Below are 20,370 nucleotides of genomic sequence, written 5' to 3' on the forward strand. Positions count from 1 at the left end.
TGTTCTATTTTTCAATACATACTCAGGATAAAGTTCTATTTTTACGATTCTGGTTAATCATTCCTGTTCGTAATCTAAGGATTAGCTATTATGAGGAAAATATTACTTTACTTATTCATTATTTCCGCAAGTTTCATTTCTTGTAATTCAACCAGACCAATTCAGTCAAACAGTTTCGGTCAGGATTATTGCTCTCCTACTATCCCCAACGTTTCGGTTGGCTTCGAAAATCTGGAAGAAGCCGATTACTCACGTGATAGTATTTTTAATAAGAAGTTGGGATTACATGAGTACCTGATGGCAAGTGCTACCGGAACGTTGCATTCAATAGATCAACTCCTGACACTTACAACAGAAGACTCTTCCCTGTCTACCAGAATATTGCGCCTGGAGAAAAAGAGTGAAATTCAACAGAGGATCTCCCGCTTTCGTACAGAGTTGGATGGTCTTGCGGCGGAACTTGATTGTCAGGGTGAAAGAGCGGATCAATTAGCCAGTTATCTGGAAAATCTGGATCAAAAGAGAACAAAGAATTTAACAATTGCGTCGGTTATTGTTGGATCTGTTACAACTGTTGTGACGGTAATACTGACAAACGACAATGCACAAAATATTGCCGGTATATCCGGAGGCTTGCTATCTGCTGGTCTTAGCGCCATGACTATTAATCCTAAAGGGAAAAAGATGTTATTTATGCATGACCGGAATTTGCTTCATGATATATGGTATCCTCAGGATAAGTCCTTAGTATATCCGGGTTCTGTCTGGTATATTCTTTCACATAAAGGCTTTAGCAATACTGAAGGAAGTACGCTTATAGAGAGCATAAAAGGCAGATGGAAAACATTTGAAATTGACGATAAAAACGACATAAACCTACTATTCAATAAAGGAGGATCGTATACTGCTGACCTGCTACATAAAAGAGCAGGGATGTTAAATCAATTACAGTCTACAGTAAGGGCGATTAACCAGGATCTCGACACTTTTATGGATCGATTGTTTCAAACCTTATAAAAAGACCGGTCTTTTACAAGATTGATATTTTCATTGAATCCGGTTATTCTTCCGCTCATAAAATCCCGCTTTCAATCCCGCTCATCTTTGTATAAATTTAGTTTAAACTATCTGTAGCCATATGCGCAAACTATCTTCCCTTTTCTATGCCCTGTTTTGTGTTGTTGTTACATCATATGCCCAGGAACAGCCTGTCATTGATTTTGAAAAATATGACCCGCCTTCCTCTCTGGTAGTGCCGGAACATAAACTGACAAGGGCAAAGTTTCCTTTCATTGATGTACATAATCATCAGAATGGCCTGGCATCCGGCAACCTGAAGGATTTGCTGCAGGATATGGACGCATTGAATATGAAAGTAATGGTGAACCTGAGCGGGGGGAATGGCAGCCGCCTGAAGGCTCAGGTAGACAATATAAAGAGTAAGGCTCCCTCACGGTTTATCGTATTCGCAAATATTGATTTTGATGGTATAGGGGAGGATGGCTGGACAGAAAAAGCTGTGCTACAATTGAAGGAAGATGTAAAGAATGGTGCCAATGGCCTGAAAGTGTTTAAAAACTTAGGGCTTAGTGTAAATGATAATAAAGGTAAACGGGTAGCCATTGATGACCCGCGACTGGATGCTATCTGGGACCAATGTGGCAGGATGAAGATCCCGGTGCTTATTCATGCGGCTGACCCCAAACAGTTCTGGCAACCTGCAGATTATAATAACGAACGCTGGTTAGAGTTGATTACCCATCCTGGCCGTAAGCGCAGTAATACCAATCCGGCGCCCTGGGAACAGATCATAGAAGAAGAGCATCGTATGTTTAGAAAACATCCCGGCACAACATTCATTAATGCCCACTTTGGCTGGTATGCAAGTAATTTGTCACAATTAGCACAGCTGATGGATCAGATACCTAACATGTATGTCGAATTTGGAGCAGTGATAGCAGAGCTGGGAAGGCAACCTAAGATGGCACGACAATTCTTTGAGAAGTATCAGGACAGGATCTTGTTCGGTAAAGATTCCTGGCAGCCGGACGAATATACCACTTACTTCCGTGTGCTGGAAACCGCGGATGAATACTTTCCCTATCATAAGAAATATCACGCTTTCTGGCGGATGTATGGTATGCAGCTACCCGATGAAATATTGAAAAAAGTGTATTACAAAAATGCTTTGAGAATTATACCCGGGATAGATAAAAGCCAGTTTGAATAGAATTGACTGGTATTTCCCCGTTTGGGTGCAGGGCGAAGCCCTGCAAAACCCCTTCAGTTTTTTGTGATGGTGCGAAGCACTATCACAAAAAACTACTCTCAGATCAAAATAAATCAAACTAAGTCTACCCCCTAAGGATTAAATTGTTAAACCAACCAGATTATCTTATTTTTAAGATGTTGATTCCTTATTGACCACCCATTAAGTGCAACGCTGCGATCTTGTGCAGGGTATTGTGTATATATTTTTCCCACAACGTTTTATTTATAACTACTTTTTTAAACATAAATAATATCTTATATGGCAGATCAAAAGAGTAATTACCAGCAAACAGCGTTGGGAGATGTTGGAGCAAGGCAACTAGCCATTGCTACCCGTACCGTACCGCAAATGGTTACCATTAGTCCACGCTGGCTCACCCGCCTGCTTAACTGGGTACCTGTGGAATCAGGGGTATATCGTTTGAACAGAGTGAAAGATGCAGGCGCTATTGAAGTGGACTGCTCGGCCCGGGACGAACGTACGTTGCCTCAAACGTTTGTGGATTATATTGAAAATCCGCGTGAATACAACCTGGCAGCCGTACAAACAATTGTAGATGTGCATACCAGGGTATCTGACTTATACAGCAAACCTTATAACCAGATCAGCGAACAGCTGCGCTTAGCTATAGAAACTATTAAAGAGCGGCAGGAAAGCGAATTGATCAATAACAAAGAATATGGACTATTACACAGTGTAGTACCATCACAAAGAATTAAAACGCGTAAAGGGCCTCCTACACCCGATGATCTGGACGAACTGATTGCACTGGTATGGAAAGAGCCTGGTTTCTTTTTATTACATCCTCAAACGATAGCTGCCTTTGGACGTGAATGTACCAGAAGGGGAGTACCACCACCCACAGTATCTCTTTTCGGTTCACAATTCATTACCTGGCGTGGTATACCATTAATACCTTGCAACAAACTGCCTATAGAAAAGGGTAAATCAAAGATCATTTTGTTGCGTACCGGTGAAAGCCGCCAGGGAGTAGTAGGACTCTTCCAGCCCGGTTTACAGGGAGAACAGTCGCCCGGCTTATCTGTACGTTTTATGGGTATTAATGATAAAGCCATTGCCTCTTATTTAGTGTCATTGTATTGTTCGCTGGCAGTACTGGTAGATGATGCCATTGCTGTCCTGGACGATGTAGAAATAGGTAACTACCATGAGTATAAATATTAATAACCCGGAATTACCTGACGAAGCTGCGTTGGAACAGTTGGCCAACCAGCTTTTTCGCCAGTCAGATACAGGTAATGGTGTGCAGGGGCTCGGGCAGCTTGCAGACTACGATTACTTAGTAAACCAGGAGGGTGGTGCAGATACCGTACTATCCGGTGCGCATACTGCCACCCGCAACAGTAGCATACCGGCTTCTGTTGCAGGCGACGGGCAATCGCCCGCTGGTATTATACATGGCAATAACATCAATTTTGACAATCCGCAAACAGGTTTTCCGGATGAAAACCTGCAGGGGGTCAGTGCTTCCTCAGTATCAGGCAATAGCTTGTTTTCTCCGGCGCTCCGGTTAAAAGAGTACCTGCCTTTTGAGGCTGACCCGGAGCATTTGTTTAATCTGCAGGCGCTGTTATCGTTTATTCCCGCTGATAATAACGCAGCTCCCACCATAGAGAATGTGGTGCCTGCCTATTATTTCCTGGAAGGAAAAACAGCTAACGGTGAAGCATGGGGTTTTGATGTGAATACGGTCAAAAAGGATTTTCCTATTTTATCAGAAAAGGTGAATGGCAAATCGTTGGTCTGGCTGGATAATGCAGCTACTACACAAAAGCCTAAACAGGTAATTGACCGGATCAGCTATTATTATCAGCACGAAAATTCCAACATTCACCGTGCGGCACATGAACTGGCAGCCCGTGCTACAGATGCATATGAAGATGCCCGTAAAAAGGTGCAGGCTTTTATTAATGCAGGTTCGCCCAATGAAATTGTTTTTGTACGCGGCACCACAGAGGCGATTAACCTGGTAGCTAAAAGCTGGGGAGAACAATATCTGCAGTCTGGTGATGAAATCATTGTTACACATCTTGAACACCACGCCAACATTGTGCCCTGGCAGCAGCTGGCTGCTAAAAAGGGACTGAAGCTACGCGTGGTACCGGTAGATAACGATGGGCAGGTATTGCTGGATGAATATGCAAAACTGCTGAACAGCAAAACCAAACTGGTTGCATTTACACAGGTATCTAACGCATTGGGTACTATTACTCCGGCGCAGGCTATGATAGAAATGGCCCACCAGGCAGGCGCAAAGGTATTGCTTGACGGAGCGCAGTCCGTTTCACATATGCGCACTGATGTGCGTGCTTTAAATGCGGACTGGTTTGTATTCTCCGGCCACAAAGTGTTTGGTCCTACCGGTATAGGTGTGTTATATGGTAAGGAAGATCTGTTGAATCAGACGGAACCCTGGCAGGGTGGGGGTAACATGATTAAGGATGTAACGTTTGAGTATACCCAATATCATCTGGCGCCTGGCCGTTTTGAAGCCGGAACAGGTAATATTGCTGATGCGGTGGGGTTGGGTGCTGCTATTGATTATGTAAGCAAACTGGGTATTGACAATATTGCTTTGTACGAGCATTATTTACTGGAATATGCCACCCGTTTGCTGCAACAGGTACCCGGACTTCAATTGATCGGTACTGCCAGAGAAAAGGCCAGTGTGCTTTCTTTTACCCTGCAGGGCTATTCCAATGACCAGGTAGGGCAGGCATTGAATAAAGAAGGTATTGCAGTAAGGACCGGCCATCATTGCGCTCAGCCTATCCTTCGCAGGTTTGGTCTGGAAAGCACGGTAAGGCCATCACTGGCTTTTTACAATACCTGTGCGGATGTTGATCTTTTAACCTCCACTTTATTACAACTAAGAGCAGCAAAAAGATAATTGCCGTACTCATTTTCTACAGGCCATATGTGTATTACACGTATGGCCTGTATCATTTTCTGATAAGAAGCTGCTGTAGAATAATATTAAAACTGAAGGTAGTGTCTCAGTTTGATTGTATAATCTTCGCGCCAGATGTTGTTGATCGATAAATACACCTTATCTGACGTGAATATTAGGTGAAGCTAAATTGAAAAACAAAATCTGAACCCATATTCCAAAGCTAAATCAGAGAACTAAACAGTCAGATGCAGTGTATTTATGATTAACAACATCTGCCATTCTGAAAAAGTATTTGTTTTTACGATCAAAAATATTAAATTAGTATAATAATGCAATCGATTGAAATTTGTATGAACTACAGACAATTGATTGTTGATTCTGGCATTAGAACTTTCGGAGAATAGCCCTGTAACCCTTAACTAACATATATCCCAATCTAGTTTATTCAATTTCACGTTATTCTTAACTTATCAATCAAAACAAAATGAAAACCTTTGCAAAAAGCAATGATGCTAATCATATGCTATGGCTACTAAATTCGCTCTTGATAGTTGTCCTTTTTACCGGTTGTAGTAAAGATGAAAAAACATTGAGGAAATCTCCCCTAACAACGGCCGTATCCCAAAATACTATCATCGATAAAAGTGAAGTATCTATAATGTCCGCACTGGGTAGTGGATGGGTGGAATATTCGCCTACCAAAAAAATCCATCTTGATAATGCAGACGGATTACAGATTTTTGACTGGACTACCTATAAATCTGTTGGGAGTCCCATTTGTGCTGATTACAGTTACAGTAATGGCATCGAGACTTTCCGGATTGTAAATAATAATTCTAACCGTTCGGAAATACGGCTGCAGAATGACTATAGCCAGGGTAGTCGTCAGTTCGATGGTTATGTCACCTTCTCTTCTCCTTTAAATGATGAGTCATTGATGCAGATTTTCGGCAGTACTTCAGGCGCTACGGAATTAATGATCCGTGGATATGCTGCTGACGGCGGATCTATCAAAGGAGCCGGGCAGACATTAGCCACTAATATTTATGGTAAGGAAGTGCATATAAATGTCATCCATTTACAGGAAGATAAAGGCAACAGGATTAAAATCTATATTAATGGGGTGAAGAAAGCCGACATTGCTGATAATGAGGCTGTCACCAATTATATGAAATATGGTAATTATGGTACATTAACTACCGGTACAGCCACCGTTAAATGGAGGAATGTAAAAGTATACAGGGATGGTACAGCTCCTGATTGAGCTTACAACGTTATAAGGGTTAAGAGGCCGTCTCAATTACATATTGAGGCGGCTTTTTATGAATTATGTAGATGTATTGTAGACGCTTTTTAAAAACTGATAGACGTTTTGTTGTATGCTAAAGCTTGCAGGTTTTCGCGCTACGTCACAATTTTGTGATGGCAATAAAAAAAGAATATGGAATCATACAAATACTTTACCAGGGAAGGAAATGTGTATATCAAAATACCTCAACGCACATTGTATTACATCGTTGCCCTGTTTTTACTGGCAGCTGCAATACTTGCTTTTGTCTATTTTGAAAAGACCAATGGCAATAAAATGCTATGCGCTATGCTTGGCATATTCGGCCTGATCCTGTTGCTTCGTGCTGGCGCCAGTACCCGGTTTGACATAGACAACCGTACCATCATTGCACAATCATTCTTCTTTACATCGCCAAAGGTGTTTCACTTTGATGATTTTCACAATTTTCTGATCTCCAAACAAACATTCCTTATCACCATTAATGCAACTGCTTCCCTGATTGTGGCTCCAAATGGGAAACAACGAAATCTGCTGCTACACCAAACCATGTTTGTGACAAGACCCCTGCAAAACGTGATAGACGAAGCCGCCCAGATTATGGGCATAACAAACAATAACTGATAATGACACCCTGGATCTTTAATGTGAGCAGCGAATCACTGGTTCTGCAACCCAACAAACAGTACAAGAATAAAATCATCATTTGTCTGTTGCTGGCAGCAATAGCCTTTTTGCTTCCATATTTTATGGTTATAGGTCGCGATCTTTATCTATTGATATTGAGCATTGGCATTATTTGTACGGTTTATGCACTGTACGATTTTTTGTTTAAGCTTAACCTTACCTATGTTTTTGATTTAACCCAAAGACAACTATTTCAGAAAGTGCCAGGTTTGTATACCAGGAAACTGATGAGTTTAGATGAAGTGTATATTCTTTTAGAAACCGATAATAGTGAACCACATTATGTATTATCTAATAGAAAAAACCGGTATGGGAAAAGCTATGCCATCAGCGATTATTTCTCTGGTACACGCAAAGGAGCGATTGAACAGGAACGCTACGAAACAGAAGTGCTGGCAGTAGTTATAGAGCATCTAACCGTATAAAATATACTTAATGCCCTACACTCATCACACGGGTAACTTTCCATTCATTATCCTTGTATTGCCAGACATGTGTAAACTTATAAACTCCAATTAATTCCTTACCATTTTCTGTATGAATAAAACGGTGAATACCCATTTCAATAGCACCATATCCTGGTACAGGGTAAACTTCCAACGTGCCTTTCACCAGCTCACGTCTCAAAGCACTATTGGCATTCATCTCAAAATTTCTCCTGAAAGCTTCCATGTTGGATGTATAGTCGCTTAGACCACCATTATCGTGATAAAATTCGAGGTTTTCTGCAAAGACAGTTTTTAGAATAGTAAGATTTTGTGTGTTGAAAGCATCAAACATTACACTATCCATATGAGCAATATCCTTATATAACTGGGGATCTTTTGGTGTGTAGAGAACACTTTGACCAAAACTTATAATGCTACTAAGTAAAATTCCAAAAATACCGATTGACCTTTTCATGTAAATGTTATTAGGTTAAATCATACAAAGGAATTTTATGCCATTAATATAACTTATTGAAATACAGTTATTTGTTTTAATATAACTGCTCATAATCGTACAGCAGGTGTTCGAAAACAGCGCACCCCTTTACATAATTTTCTGATAGGCCTCCATAGTATCAACATCTACTACTCCTTCAGGAAAAGGAACAATAGTTACTGCTTCCCCTAATCCTTCAATCACGTGTTTTGCACCTGTATCACCTTCCAATGCCAGCAACTGCGGAAAAACGGATTGGTGGAAGAGTGCCGGCACTCCATTGCGCCCTGCATAATTACTTGCAGCAACCGGCGCTGCTGTCAATTGCTGTTGATAAACGAGTCTTCTGAGATGGGTTACATCAACATAAGGCTGATCACATAACATAATCAGTATATGAGCTACATGTGGATGCTTACCACATAAGTGTTTCACCCCCTCACGTATAGAGCTTGCCATACCTTCCGCATATCCGGCATTGATCACTAATTCAATGCTCATGTCTTCCAGCTGTTGTTTTATCGTGGCAGCCGCTTTCCCCGCGACTACAACAGTGGCGGCAGTACCTAACTCCAATGCGGTACGCACCGTATTCCTTAACAAAGTATCTCCCCTGAATATCAGTTGTTGTTTAGAAGTGCCCAACCGCTTAGATTCCCCGGCAGCCAGTATCACAATACCATACGTTTCCATGGGTGAAGCAATGCATGTACTGCGCTTGTGAATTTTTCCCGACTTATTACGCAGCGATCCTACAGTTCTTCCTGCAAAAACGGCTTTTATTTCACTGATAATGGAAAGCGCTATCTCTTCTGCAGTCTCTGCGCCTATATCCAGACCTATCGGACCATATATCCGGGCACGCTGTTGTGCAGACAGCGTGATGCCCTGCTCCTGTAACTCCTGCAGTAAACGGTCCCGCTTTTTCTGCGGCCCTAAAATGCCGAAATAGGCTGCCGGACTTTGTAGCGCCTGAATAAGCACAGATTTATCATAGAAATAATTGTGAGACATCAGCACCACAGCCGTTTGTTCATCAATAGTGACAGACTGTAATGCTTCTTCCGGTTTCGCCACAATTACCTGGCAGGACGGAAATCTGGCAGAAGTGGCATAAGAAGGGCGTCCATCTATCAGCGTAAGTTCCCAACCCAGTATGGCTGCCATATGTGCCAGGGGGAGTACGTCATTGCCTGCCCCTGCTACCACCAGGGCCGGACCAGGTATCAGGAATTCAAAAAACACATGTACAGCAGTTTCGCCTGTTTTATAGGGTGCATATCGTATAAACGCAGATGACTGTGTCGCTAACACCTGCCGGATATCAGCGTCCATCCTTGAATAGGCAACCGGCATAATATCATCAACGATGTGGGTACCATCAGCATTCACAATTAACCGGGTTCCCTGCTTAGCATACTTTTTATTATCAGGTGTAAAAAAGGTCACCAGTACTGAAGGTTGACGCGTAGCGACCGCAAGCTGCAACAGCGTTATCGGGTTATGATCCTGGTGTGCAGGAATGGGTTCCAGCAGAATCCTGATAATGCCGTTACATCCCAGGCTTACTCCCAGGCCGGTAGTATCCGTTTCATCAGAGGTATCATATGTAATCAACGCCGGTTTTTCTTCTGTCATTACCAGCAATGCTTTTCGCAGTACGTCACCTTCCAGGCATCCGCCACTGACGGTCCCCATCAGTGTGCCATCCTCAGATACGAGCATTCGTGCACCAGGTGCACGATAAGCGGAGCCCTCAATGTGTACCACTGTGGCCAGCACCATTTTTTTGTGTTGCCTGAACGCTGTTTCGAAAGCCCGTATGATTTGTCTGATCTCTTTCATTGAAATTGTATCATTTATTCATGCATGTCAGCAGGTACTAATGCCCGTATCCCCCTCATAAGATGCTGAACCGCGCTGTCTACTTCATCACGGGAGGTAAACCTTCCCAGACTGATACGAATAGCACGATGTGCCTCCACATCACTTAATCCCATTGCTTTTAATACATGTGAAGGCTGCTGTACCAGTCCTGATGAACAGGCACTGCCACGACTCGCGGCAAGGTAGGGTGATAAGGAAAGCAGGAACTGTTCTGCATCGCCCTGCGGCAGCAGAAAGTTAGTGACATGAGGTAATCTGTTTTCGCTGCCATTAACGATAAGATCAGGTAAGGCATGTTCCATGCTGTCCCTTAGCTGTTGTAGGCGATCAGCATCAGTCAGCATTTCCTGGCTGCATAATTCGGCTGCTTTACCAAAACCAATGATGGCTGGTGTATTCAGGGTACCACTTCTCAAACCCCATTCATGACTGCCTCCATGTAGTTGTGTTACCGGTAAGGTTTTACCGGTAAACAAGGCGCCCACACCCTTAGGCCCATACATTTTATGAGCTGAAAATGCCAGCAGGTCAATACCATCCTGGTCAACGTTCACTGGAATTTTGCCCACTGCCTGAGTGGCATCACATACAAAGGGAACAGCGTGTTTACGTGCAATAGCGCCAATCTCCCGCACAGGATGTATAACACCGGTTTCATTGTTGGCATACATCAGCGCAATACAGATTGTTTTGTCTCTGATAGCAGCCTCCAGGCTTTCTAATGAAAGCTGGCCCAGAGCATCCACCTCCAGATAGGTGACCTGATATCCTTTTGTCTCCAGGTAAGCACAGGTGTCCAATACTGCTTTGTGTTCTGTTTTACAGGTAATAATATGATTGCCTTTAGTAAACGAGGATTCAGCAATCCCTTTAATAGCCAGGTTGATGGACTCTGTAGCGCCAGAGGTAAAGATCACTTTTTTAGAAGTAGCTCCGATAAGACTGGCTACCTGCTCACGTGCATCCTCAACACTTTCCCTTGCCATCCATCCATATCTGTGATCAGTACTTGCAGCATTTCCAAACTCAAGAGTGAAGAAAGGCATCATATTTTCCACTACCCTTGGATCACAGGGAGTAGTAGCATTATAATCCATATAGACAGGACGCTCTTTCATATTAATACAAACTAAGCTTGTAAAATCTTATCAGGCGTAATGGGCAGATTGCGCAAACGCTTGCCTGTAGCATTATAGATGGCATTGGCAATCGCAGCGGCAGAACCAATAATACCAACTTCCCCGAGGCCTTTTGAACCTGTAGGGTTGATGTTAACATCAGGCTTATTGATAAATGCTACTTCAACGATCGGAGAATCAGCATTCACTGCAAAGTGATACCCGGCCAGATCATTGCCCACAAGACTGCCATAACGGGTATCCACAGGCTGCTCTTCCATCAGGGCCATCCCGATGCCACCGGCTGCTGCACCTGATACCTGGTTGGCCGCAGCTTTTTCATTTACAATTTTACCACCATCTACTACGCATACCATTTTATCAATTTTCACTTTACCTGTTTTGCTATGCACCCTTACCCTGCAAAAATGTGCGGCAGATGAGCAAAAAGAGAATTTCTGCCGCTCTTCCCCAGGGCCGGAACTGGCCTCTGCTTCAACCAGGTCCAGGTTGTTTTTTTCCCAGAGTGAAGCATATGAAATAAAATTAGCTTTATAAGAGATGCCGGTATCTGACAGTAATATATCTTTTGCCAACGCATCTTTATACACGTCGTTTTGCAAGGAAGCATACCCGGCCAGCTTTTGCTTTAATGCCTCACAGGTGGCCACTACAGCACCGCTTATAGAAGACAATCCGGTACTGCCTCCCTGACTCGGTGCAGGTGGCAGATTGGAATTACCCAGTTCAACTTTTATATTGTTTTTGGATATACCGGTAAAATCATGTGCGATGTTCTGCATAGCAGTACCGGTCCCTGTACCAATATCAGTCATCGCAGTGCGCACAGTAATCGTACCATCCCGCTGCATTTTAATAGAGGCTCCGGCCTTACCACGCCCGGCGCCCCACATGCCCACAGCCATACCATAACCAATTTTCCAGTCTCCATCGGTTTCCTGACCAGGCACTGGTTGCCGGTTTTTCCAATTGATCATTGTCGCTCCTTTTTGAATGCCTTCATTCAAAAAATTAGTAGACCAGGTTTTACCGTTTTCAGGATCTTTCTCAATGGCCAGGTTTTTTAAACGAAGTTCAACCGGGTCCTGTTTCAACTGATAACTTAATTCATCAATAGCACATTCCACCGCAAAGGCACCAGTGCAATCACCCGGACCGCGCATCCAGGTAGGAGCACTCAAATTCAGCGGTACAATTGCAGACTCTGTTTTTAAATTGCTGAATTTATATACCATGCGTGTTATACGGGTAATGCCATCTTCGAAATTCTCGTAAACAGAAGTGCTGTGTTTGGCGATATGCCATATACCAGCAAATTGTCCATTGCTGTCTGCACCTATTTTTATTTTTTGCCATGATGCCGGTCTGTAACCCACCAGTAAAAACATTTGTGGTCTGGTAAGCATCAGTTTTACCGGACGCTTTACCTGCCGTGCCGCCATAATGGTAGCAAATGTATGAGGCCATACACGCAGGCCGGAACCGAATCCGCCACCTACAAATTCACTGATTACTTCAATGTTACCAGTGGGAATATTCCACAGCTTTGCAAAAGTTCGTTGTACATTGTTTACTCCCTGGTTTTTATCGTAAAGTTTCAGTTTGTCATCACTGGTCCACTGGGCAATTGTAGCATGCATTTCCATGGGATTATGCACCTCGTTCTGAATAGTGTACTCAGCTTCTGTCACATATGGTACATTGCTCCAGGAGTCCAGAGAACCTCTCTCTTTTCCGGTGTTACTGGCAGCAATTCCAGGATGGGATTTATCGAAATCAACATTAGCCTTGTCAATAGTATAATCTGCAGAGACCAGTGATGCGGCATAAGTAGCCTCTTCCAGTGTTTCTGCAATTACCATTGCTATTGGCTGGCCTTTGAAGTAAATTTTATCAGTATAAAAGATGGGTAAGCCAAAATGTGCCTCTTTTATTTTTGCCTCATCAGCAAAACCGGGTACGAATGGTTTGTGTTGATGTGTAAGGATATCAATTACCCCTGCCACCTGTTTCGCGTCATCAAGACTGATACTTTTAATAGTGCCGGCGGCTACCGAACTGCCTACTAAAACACCGTAACACTGATTATTTACCTTGTATTCAGCTGCATATTTTCCACTGCCGGTTACTTTGGCTATGCCCTCTATACGGCCCTCTGGTATATGCTGAATATCCGGCTGGTTATCGAAGAATCCCATGGTATTATATTAAGCAGTTAAACAATTTTGAAGCGCTACTTCAATAGCACCCTTTAACATAGGTAATTTGAAGCCATTATTCGAGAGCGGTTTTATTTCTTTGATCACAATGTCTGCTGCCTGGCTAAAAGTTGCCTGTGTAGCCTCTTTCCCCTTTAAAAACTGCTCTGCTTCATACCAGCGCCAGGGCTTGTGTGCAACGCCTCCCGATGCCAGTCTGGCTTCTCTGATCCTCAGCCCGTCCAGTTGTAAGGCGGCGGCTACTGATACCAGTGCAAAAGCATATGAATCCCGGTCTCTCACCTTCAGATACGCATAGTTTTTGTTGAAAGCATTAGCGGGGATGTCTATAGACGTGATGATGGCATTTTCTGGTAAGTTATTATCCTTTTCCGGCGTGCTGCCAGGTAGTCTGTGAAAATCTTTAAAAGGTATAGCTATAGCCTTCTGATCTTTCCCGGTAACTATAACAGACGCATCCAGGGCAGCTAAAGCAATACATAAATCAGAAGGATGTACCGCCACACAATGTTCACTATACCCGACAACAGCACTCATCCTGTTTTCACCATCTTTGGCTCCGCAACCACTACCTGGTTTCCGTTTATTGCAGGGCATTGTAATGTCGTAAAAGTATGGACAACGGGTGCGTTGTAACAGATTACCTCCCATGGACGCCATGTTCCTTATTTGCGGGGAGGCGCCCGCTAAAATGGCTTTGGCCACCAGTGGAAATCCTGAACGGATGTCGGAATTTGAAGCTGCCACACTGTTTCGTACCATAGCGCCGATACGTATCCCTTTGGGAGCAGACTGCACCGTATCCGATAACAAGGTAGTAACGTCAAGAAGAGCATCGGGTTCAGAAATATGTTTTTTCATCAGGTCCAGCAGATTAGTGCCACCTGCAATATATCGTACCGCCTCATTTTTGCCAGATACCGCCTGGCTGATAGTGGAAGGCTTGCTAAGTGTAAATGGTCTCATCTGGCAACTTTTTGAATAGATTCAACAATTCCGTTATAAGCGCCGCAGCGGCAAAGATTACCACTCATAAACTCTTTTATTTCCTCTACAGAACCAGTATGTCCCTCATTGACACAGGCAACAGCTGACATGATCTGTCCTGGCGTGCAATAACCACACTGGAAACCATCACATTCAATAAACGCCTGTTGCATGGGATGCAATTTGTCGCCATCTGCCAGACCTTCAATAGTGGTTACGTTTTTATCCTGCACCATAGCGGCTAATGTAAGACAACTCAATACTCTTTGCCCGTCCACATGAACCGTACATGCGCCACACTGGCCATGGTCACAACCTTTCTTGGTACCGGTCAGTTGCAGTTGTTCTCTTACAAGGTCTAGTAAAGTAGTGCGGGAATCTGCATTTATCCTGTATTTTTTCTTGTTAATGGTAACAAGAAACCGTAACTCTTCTTTAGGTCTGATCACCAGTTTTTTGACATTGCTGTAGAATGCTTTTACACTCTCAGGTATAAAAGCAAATGTTGCAAGTAATGAAGAGGTGGTTAAGAAAAAACGTCTGCTATAGGTTTGTTTTTCCATTATGATATGCAATGGTTATAACTAAATATAAGAAATAAGCATGTTAATGCCTCATATAAAACTATTAAAATCTCCGGATGAGAAATAATGAAAATCAAACGATAACCTGCAAAAATCAAATAATTCCAAATTTACCAGGCTTAACAGTATATAATGAAATAAATATTTTGCAGGCTGAAGAGGAGTTATTAAATTTAAGTGTAGATTTTACAATTAATATTGATAACCCGCAATCGGGAAAGATGCCATCCACGTAATATCCTGATATTCATAATTTAAAAATTCCACATGAAAACAACGATTCCCCTTCTTAGCATTGTAATGATTTGTTTTGCCTGTAAAAAAGACATGCATGATAGTCTTGCAAAAGACCCCCCTTCAAATACAATAGCATTGGCTGCAGCGCTTACTTCTGCAGATTTCAAAGGTGTTAACTGGGCCGATAGCCGGGACAATTTTGCTGATGATAAGCTTGTGTTGTCAGGTACTACCTCCTCCGACAGTTACGCCACTATTCAAACTAAAGCAGACAACATATTAACCGGGTTTCAGACCGCCGGTGTAAATACAGTACGTCTGCCTGTCAATCCTGCAACAGTATTAGATACCTGGTGGCAATCCTACAAAGGGAGTATCAACAAAGCATCTTCTAAAAATATGAAAGTATTGCTGGGTTACTGGGAAGGTGCCTCTTCCAAAGACGGATTGGTTGATAACAGTACTACTTTCTGGCAGATGTGGGATACAATAGTCGCTAATTACAGATCAAATGCGTTAATCTATTTCGAAGTATTTAATGAACCTCATGGTTATAATTCAACAGATTTAAAAAATTTGTATAATCAGTTTGTGACCAGATATCCTGGCGTGCCCAAAAACAGATTTGTACTGGATGGTGTTGGATATTCTTCGGATGTAAATACAATAGGAGCAGATAGCCGCTTTGACAGCTGTATGCTTTCTTTTCATGATTATACCTGGTTTGAAACAAGTAAAACAACAACAGCAGATTGGGAACGGCCGGTAAAATCGCTTACATATCCTGCAAGAACAATTGTAACAGAATTTGGTACTGTCATGACGGATGGTACTAACTATTCCGGCGCACCAGGCTCCAATGTAAATAATACTTACCTGCAGGGCATGACCAATTCTTTACATGATCTGGGCGTAGGCAGTATTTATTGGCCAGGGTTAAGGACAGGAGATACTTATAGTATGTTTACACTAAGTGGCACAACGCTTTCAACAAGTAACAGCTCTGGATTAACCAGGTTAAAATATGCATGGGGTACAGGCTCCGTAACCATTCCTTATGCATCCTTTACTGCAGGAACTTATTACAAAGTTTTAAATAGAAATAGTGGTAAATCATTAGAGGTAAATGGACAGTCAACTGCAAATGGTGCCAGCATTGATCAGTGGGACTATTGGGCAGGAGCTAATCAGCAATGGCTGTTTAATGCATTGGGAAGTAACTATACTTCTGTTATCAACAGGAATAGTAGTAAGGGACTGGATGTTAACGGACAGTCTACTACTGCAGGAGCCGCAGTAATACAATGGGATTATTCCGGAGGTACCAATCAGCAATGGCAGATAATAGACATAGGATTTGGATATTACAAGATATTGAATAGGAACAGTGGTTTCTCACTGGATGTAAACGGACAGTCAACAGCTAATGGTGGCAGTGTTATTCAGTGGAACTGGAATAGCGGTGCTAACCAGCAGTGGCAGATAACTTCATTGTAATCATTACTAAAATAAAAGCAGTGCAAATCTATCATTTGCACTGCTTTTATTTTAGTAGAAACCCATCTGGAATTCCGTACATGCCCCGACTTTATTACTTTTGTTATATGTTCTATTCCTATATCGGTCGTCGGCATTGCTGTGCCGCACATTTTATCCGCATTTTCATACTGTTAGCCCTGCTGGTACCAGCAACCGTTTTACGCGCCCAGAATGATAACAGGTCTCATTACCAGTTGCTCTGGCGTATTAATGGTCCGGGGATGGCTTCGCCTTCCTTCTTATTTGGTACCATGCACCTCACAGACAACAGAGTGTTCGAGTTCAGCGACTCTGTGCTCACTGCACTACGGAACGCTAACTCTTTTGCCATGGAGGTAGATCTTGATTCGATGATGGCGTATATGCTGTCGCCGGAAGGACCATTACTGGACACTGTTAATCATATGCGTCGCCTGCTGACAGCAGATGAATACCACTACATAGACAGTCTGATAATCGAAAAAACCGGGGCTCCTCTGGCACAACTGAAGCTGAAACGTATGTGGTTTGTGGAAAAGCTGCTCCTTGATGAAGAAGAGGCGCTTAGCAAGAACACTGATCAGAAAGGGGAAAATATATTCCTGGATGGCTGGCTGCATCAGAAAGCTACAGGTCTTCATAAATCTGTGTATAGCCTGGAACGGTTACAGAATCAGTTGCATATTATGAGTGCTGATTTCTCGGAGATGCAGAAAGAAGTATTCCTGTGGACCCTTGGTTACCATGATGCCGGAAGTGGAGACGCGAAAGAGAAAACAGATCGTTTCAATACACGGGTAAACTTCCTGGATTCACTCGTTAACATGTATTACAAGGCAGATCTGGAAAAGATATCAAAGTTTGTGAACAGCGCTCAATCTGAAGATAGTGATGAAGGGCCTGGGCTGGTAGTGCGTAATCTTGAGATGGCAGATAACCTGGCTTTATTGATCAACAAAGGCAGTGTTTTCGCTGCTGTTGGAGTAGCTCATTTGCCAGGAGAGAAAGGCATCATATCATTGCTTCGTGCAAAAGGATATACGGTTACTTCTGTAAAAGCAACTTTTACCGGTGCTGCAAAACGTGATCGCCAGCGGCTGGACAGCATGAAAGGATATTCACTGAATAAAATAGCAGACGGATACAGCGTGATGCTTCCCGGCATTCCAATTAGTTATCCTATACCCAACATGAACCGGAAAATGTACATAGGCAACAACGGCAGTGATGTCGGTTTTGCTTTTTCTATAGATATTCCTCAGTTGGGAATGGATAAGCGGGAGTTGGTAAATACGATGATCGCTAACATGGCAAGGCAGGGTAATGCGAAGCTGCAAAAATCCTATCCCATAACCTACCGTAATATTCCCGGTACAGAGGCCGTGCTGCTGCAAGAGAATGTTCCATTGTATATACGTCTGTTCATCCGCAATAACAGGGCTTTTGTATTTATGTACAACTCCGGAGAAAAAGACAGCAGTTCCAGAAAGGACTTTTTCAAATCTGTACGTTTTTATGATATTGCGCGGCCTGTAACAATATATGATACGTTGAATAGCCCGCAATTAGGTTTCTCTGCCATGCTGCCTTTGGATGTAAACCATATACAATCCGGTAACAAGGAAGGTGTACGCCCTGTGGAAGCATATTCTGGTCTGGATGATGCCAATAACATCTCATATATACTGCGGATCGAAAAGATGCAAAGGGGTTATTATAACATCAATGATAACCAGGTACTGGAAGGCGTCCGTGCAATGCTGCTTCAGGAAGACAGTACTTTACAGCTGATTGATTCGACTGTAACCGAACGGGAGGGCCTGCCATTATACCAGCTGATCTATAATCATAGTAATGGTTTTATATCCCGTCTGCACTTCATACCAAGGGGTAATCTTGCATACTTCCTGCTTTGTGTTTATGATGGCGTACGTACAGACAGCAGCTACTGGCAACGTTTCCTCAATGGCTTTCACATATCTCCTTTGAAAGCACAGGCACCTGCGATTTCCTTTGTACCAACAGATAGCAGTTTTACTATAGCCGGTCCCGAACTTTTTACCGGTGGGGCTATTGGCCATTACGATGAATCATCACGTGTACATGTTTATTTGTACAGAGCGATGGACAGCACTTCTCACTCCATGTACGTAGCAGAAGTAGACAAATATGCCCGTTACTACAATAACAAACCAGACAGTCTCCTGAAAGAGTTTGTACATTCTGAAGACACTACTTTTATTATTACCAGCCACAAACAATCTGTCTGGGAAGGACTGCCCGTATATGAAACAGAGATGAAGGGGCGTCATACCGGTCTGCGTTGGTATCGGAGAGCTGTAGTGGCTGGTCATACCATTTATCGCCTGTCTGTTATTATGCCGGCAGAAGTAATTCAGACGGGTTATGCACAGCAGTTTCTTGCTTCCTTTCACCCCGGAAGCCGGGAGAAGGCCGATACTTTCCGGTTACAGGAAAATAGACTGTCTATGCTTTTGAAGGACCTGCAAAGTACCGATACAACAATATTTAATATCGCCCATAATTACCTGGATAATCTGGAGCCTGACAGCGCTGATAAAGGGTTTATTATAGATGCACTGGCAAAGCCTTTTCCTGCGGATACCGGTGAGAATAATGCAAAAGTGCAGTTGCTGTTATCGCTAAAAGACCTGGCTGATGATAATGTTGTGCATGCAGCCGAACGGCTTTTTCCCAATACAACTGATGCCTGGGAAAGAGAAAGGGTCCTGCGCTTCCTGAACGGAATACCTTCGGATTCTGCTATTCGCACATTCCTGCGCCTTGCACCCGAAATGCCGGAAAGTGCTATTGCCGGCAGTAACATTTTCTCTTACTCTTTCGAAAATGACAGTCTGTACCAAAAATACATGCCTGCCATGATCGCCACTGCAGAACGGTCCGTAAGTTTTCTGCAGGCTTTTACCGCATATACTTACGGTGATTCATTATGGCTTTCCCCTCAGTTTGACAGGTATGGTCTTGAGCGCCTGTTGCCGGGTATAATGCAACAGTTTGAACGTCTGTTAAAAGAATGGAAAAACAGGGAACCGGATGAAGATAACGACTGGAAGCTGGAGAGGAGCCTGCTGAGTACTGGTCGTATACTCGCGTTACCAGGAATGCCGGCTTCCGTGGCAACAGGTTTCAGACAACTGTTGGCGGATACCGTGATGACGTTACGTAGCCTCGGCGCACGTGGTTTAATGAATAAAGGCATCCATGTTGACGACAAAACACTCAACAGCGTTTTAGCAGATAATAGCGAAGCATACACATTTATTCAGGCGGTACAAAATGACAAACAACTGTCTCAGATCCGTCACCTGCTCACCCAGGAGCTGCTGGGACGCAGCTATGTAGCTTATTATATGGGCGAAGATTATACTATAACAGACATCGAACAGGTGACCCGCGTAAAGGTGCAGCAGGGAAAACAACCTGCTGAATGGCTCGTATTATACCGCTATAAAACCGATGAGAGTGAAGACTGGGAATATGTATTGAACGGTCCTCATCCACTGGATCCCACTAAGCTCAATACTGAACCTGGGTTAATTCACACAATCAGTGAAAAAAGCACGGTGACAGATAAGAAAAAGCTCTCTGCTGAGGCTATGAAAGCCTATAAAAATTACCTGGAAGAAGAAAGTGCAGAAACAAATTGATGCCCGTTTTCACTTAAAAAGTAAA

The 20,370-nt window shown here is 43.1% G+C and carries 16 protein-coding genes; 10 read left to right on the top strand and 6 right to left on the bottom strand.

The window, feature by feature from the left end; all coding sequences use genetic code 11:
* The first annotated feature begins 90 nt into the window (after positions 1 to 90).
* The 7 genes from BMW86_RS17600 (at position 91) to BMW86_RS17630 (ending at position 7,586) form a co-directional block, all read left to right on the top strand.
* Positions 91 to 1,017, top strand: coding sequence for a hypothetical protein (locus tag BMW86_RS17600; protein WP_089783026.1), 927 nt, complete (start codon positions 91 to 93; stop codon positions 1,015 to 1,017).
* A gap of 121 nt (positions 1,018 to 1,138) precedes the next feature.
* Positions 1,139 to 2,230 (top strand): amidohydrolase family protein, encoded by a 1,092-nt coding sequence (locus tag BMW86_RS17605; protein WP_089783027.1) that lies wholly within the window; start codon positions 1,139 to 1,141, stop codon positions 2,228 to 2,230.
* A gap of 300 nt (positions 2,231 to 2,530) precedes the next feature.
* Positions 2,531 to 3,457, top strand: coding sequence for a family 2A encapsulin nanocompartment shell protein (locus BMW86_RS17610; RefSeq protein ID WP_089783028.1), 927 nt, complete (start codon positions 2,531 to 2,533; stop codon positions 3,455 to 3,457).
* A complete protein-coding gene (locus BMW86_RS17615) occupies positions 3,441 to 5,183 on the top strand; it encodes a family 2A encapsulin nanocompartment cargo protein cysteine desulfurase (RefSeq protein WP_089783029.1) in 1,743 nt (580 codons plus the stop codon). The genes BMW86_RS17610 and BMW86_RS17615 overlap by 17 nt, the downstream gene beginning before the upstream one ends.
* A 487-nt stretch (positions 5,184 to 5,670) precedes the next feature.
* Positions 5,671 to 6,450, top strand: coding sequence for a LamG domain-containing protein (locus BMW86_RS17620; RefSeq protein ID WP_089783030.1), 780 nt, complete (start codon positions 5,671 to 5,673; stop codon positions 6,448 to 6,450).
* Positions 6,451 to 6,627: 177 nt separating this feature from the next.
* Positions 6,628 to 7,098, top strand: coding sequence for a hypothetical protein (locus BMW86_RS17625; RefSeq protein ID WP_089783031.1), 471 nt, complete (start codon positions 6,628 to 6,630; stop codon positions 7,096 to 7,098).
* Between the two features lie 2 nt (positions 7,099 to 7,100).
* Complete coding sequence (locus BMW86_RS17630; protein ID WP_089783032.1) at positions 7,101 to 7,586, top strand: hypothetical protein; 486 nt, start codon at positions 7,101 to 7,103, stop codon at positions 7,584 to 7,586.
* Between the two features lie 7 nt (positions 7,587 to 7,593).
* On the opposite strand, the gene BMW86_RS17635 is transcribed toward BMW86_RS17630, so the two are convergent.
* The 6 genes from BMW86_RS17635 to BMW86_RS17660 form a co-directional block, all read right to left on the bottom strand.
* Complete coding sequence (locus BMW86_RS17635; RefSeq protein WP_089783033.1) at positions 7,594 to 8,064, bottom strand: nuclear transport factor 2 family protein; 471 nt, start codon at positions 8,062 to 8,064, stop codon at positions 7,594 to 7,596.
* A gap of 129 nt (positions 8,065 to 8,193) precedes the next feature.
* Entirely contained in the window at positions 8,194 to 9,930 is a 1,737-nt protein-coding gene (locus BMW86_RS17640; RefSeq protein ID WP_089783034.1) for an XdhC family protein, read from the bottom strand.
* Between the two features lie 14 nt (positions 9,931 to 9,944).
* Positions 9,945 to 11,090 carry a cysteine desulfurase family protein gene (locus tag BMW86_RS17645; protein WP_089783035.1) on the bottom strand — a complete coding sequence of 382 codons (1,146 nt, stop codon included), beginning with the start codon at positions 11,088 to 11,090 and terminating at the stop codon, positions 9,945 to 9,947.
* A gap of 11 nt (positions 11,091 to 11,101) precedes the next feature.
* Complete coding sequence (locus BMW86_RS17650; RefSeq protein WP_089783036.1) at positions 11,102 to 13,309, bottom strand: xanthine dehydrogenase family protein molybdopterin-binding subunit; 2,208 nt, start codon at positions 13,307 to 13,309, stop codon at positions 11,102 to 11,104.
* A gap of 9 nt (positions 13,310 to 13,318) precedes the next feature.
* Positions 13,319 to 14,296 carry an FAD binding domain-containing protein gene (locus tag BMW86_RS17655; protein WP_089783037.1) on the bottom strand — a complete coding sequence of 326 codons (978 nt, stop codon included), beginning with the start codon at positions 14,294 to 14,296 and terminating at the stop codon, positions 13,319 to 13,321.
* On the bottom strand, positions 14,293 to 14,880 hold the full coding sequence (locus BMW86_RS17660) for a (2Fe-2S)-binding protein (RefSeq protein WP_089783038.1): 588 nt from the start codon (positions 14,878 to 14,880) through the stop codon (positions 14,293 to 14,295). The genes BMW86_RS17655 and BMW86_RS17660 overlap by 4 nt, the downstream gene beginning before the upstream one ends.
* Before the next feature lie 77 nt (positions 14,881 to 14,957).
* On the opposite strand from BMW86_RS17660, the gene BMW86_RS32555 reads away from it, so the two are divergent.
* From BMW86_RS32555 to BMW86_RS17670, 3 genes are all read left to right on the top strand, one after another.
* Positions 14,958 to 15,137 (top strand): hypothetical protein, encoded by a 180-nt coding sequence (locus BMW86_RS32555; RefSeq protein ID WP_143056607.1) that lies wholly within the window; start codon positions 14,958 to 14,960, stop codon positions 15,135 to 15,137.
* 31 nt (positions 15,138 to 15,168) lie between these two features.
* Complete coding sequence (locus tag BMW86_RS17665; RefSeq protein ID WP_089783039.1) at positions 15,169 to 16,635, top strand: RICIN domain-containing protein; 1,467 nt, start codon at positions 15,169 to 15,171, stop codon at positions 16,633 to 16,635.
* Positions 16,636 to 16,742: 107 nt separating this feature from the next.
* Positions 16,743 to 20,345: a TraB/GumN family protein gene (locus tag BMW86_RS17670; protein WP_177189293.1), complete on the top strand. Its 3,603-nt coding sequence runs from the start codon at positions 16,743 to 16,745 to the stop codon at positions 20,343 to 20,345.
* Positions 20,346 to 20,370: the final 25 nt, after the last annotated feature.

Origin of the sequence: Chitinophaga sp. YR573 (assembly GCF_900110995.1) — a bacterium.
Taxonomy (GTDB): Bacteria; Bacteroidota; Bacteroidia; order Chitinophagales; family Chitinophagaceae; genus Chitinophaga.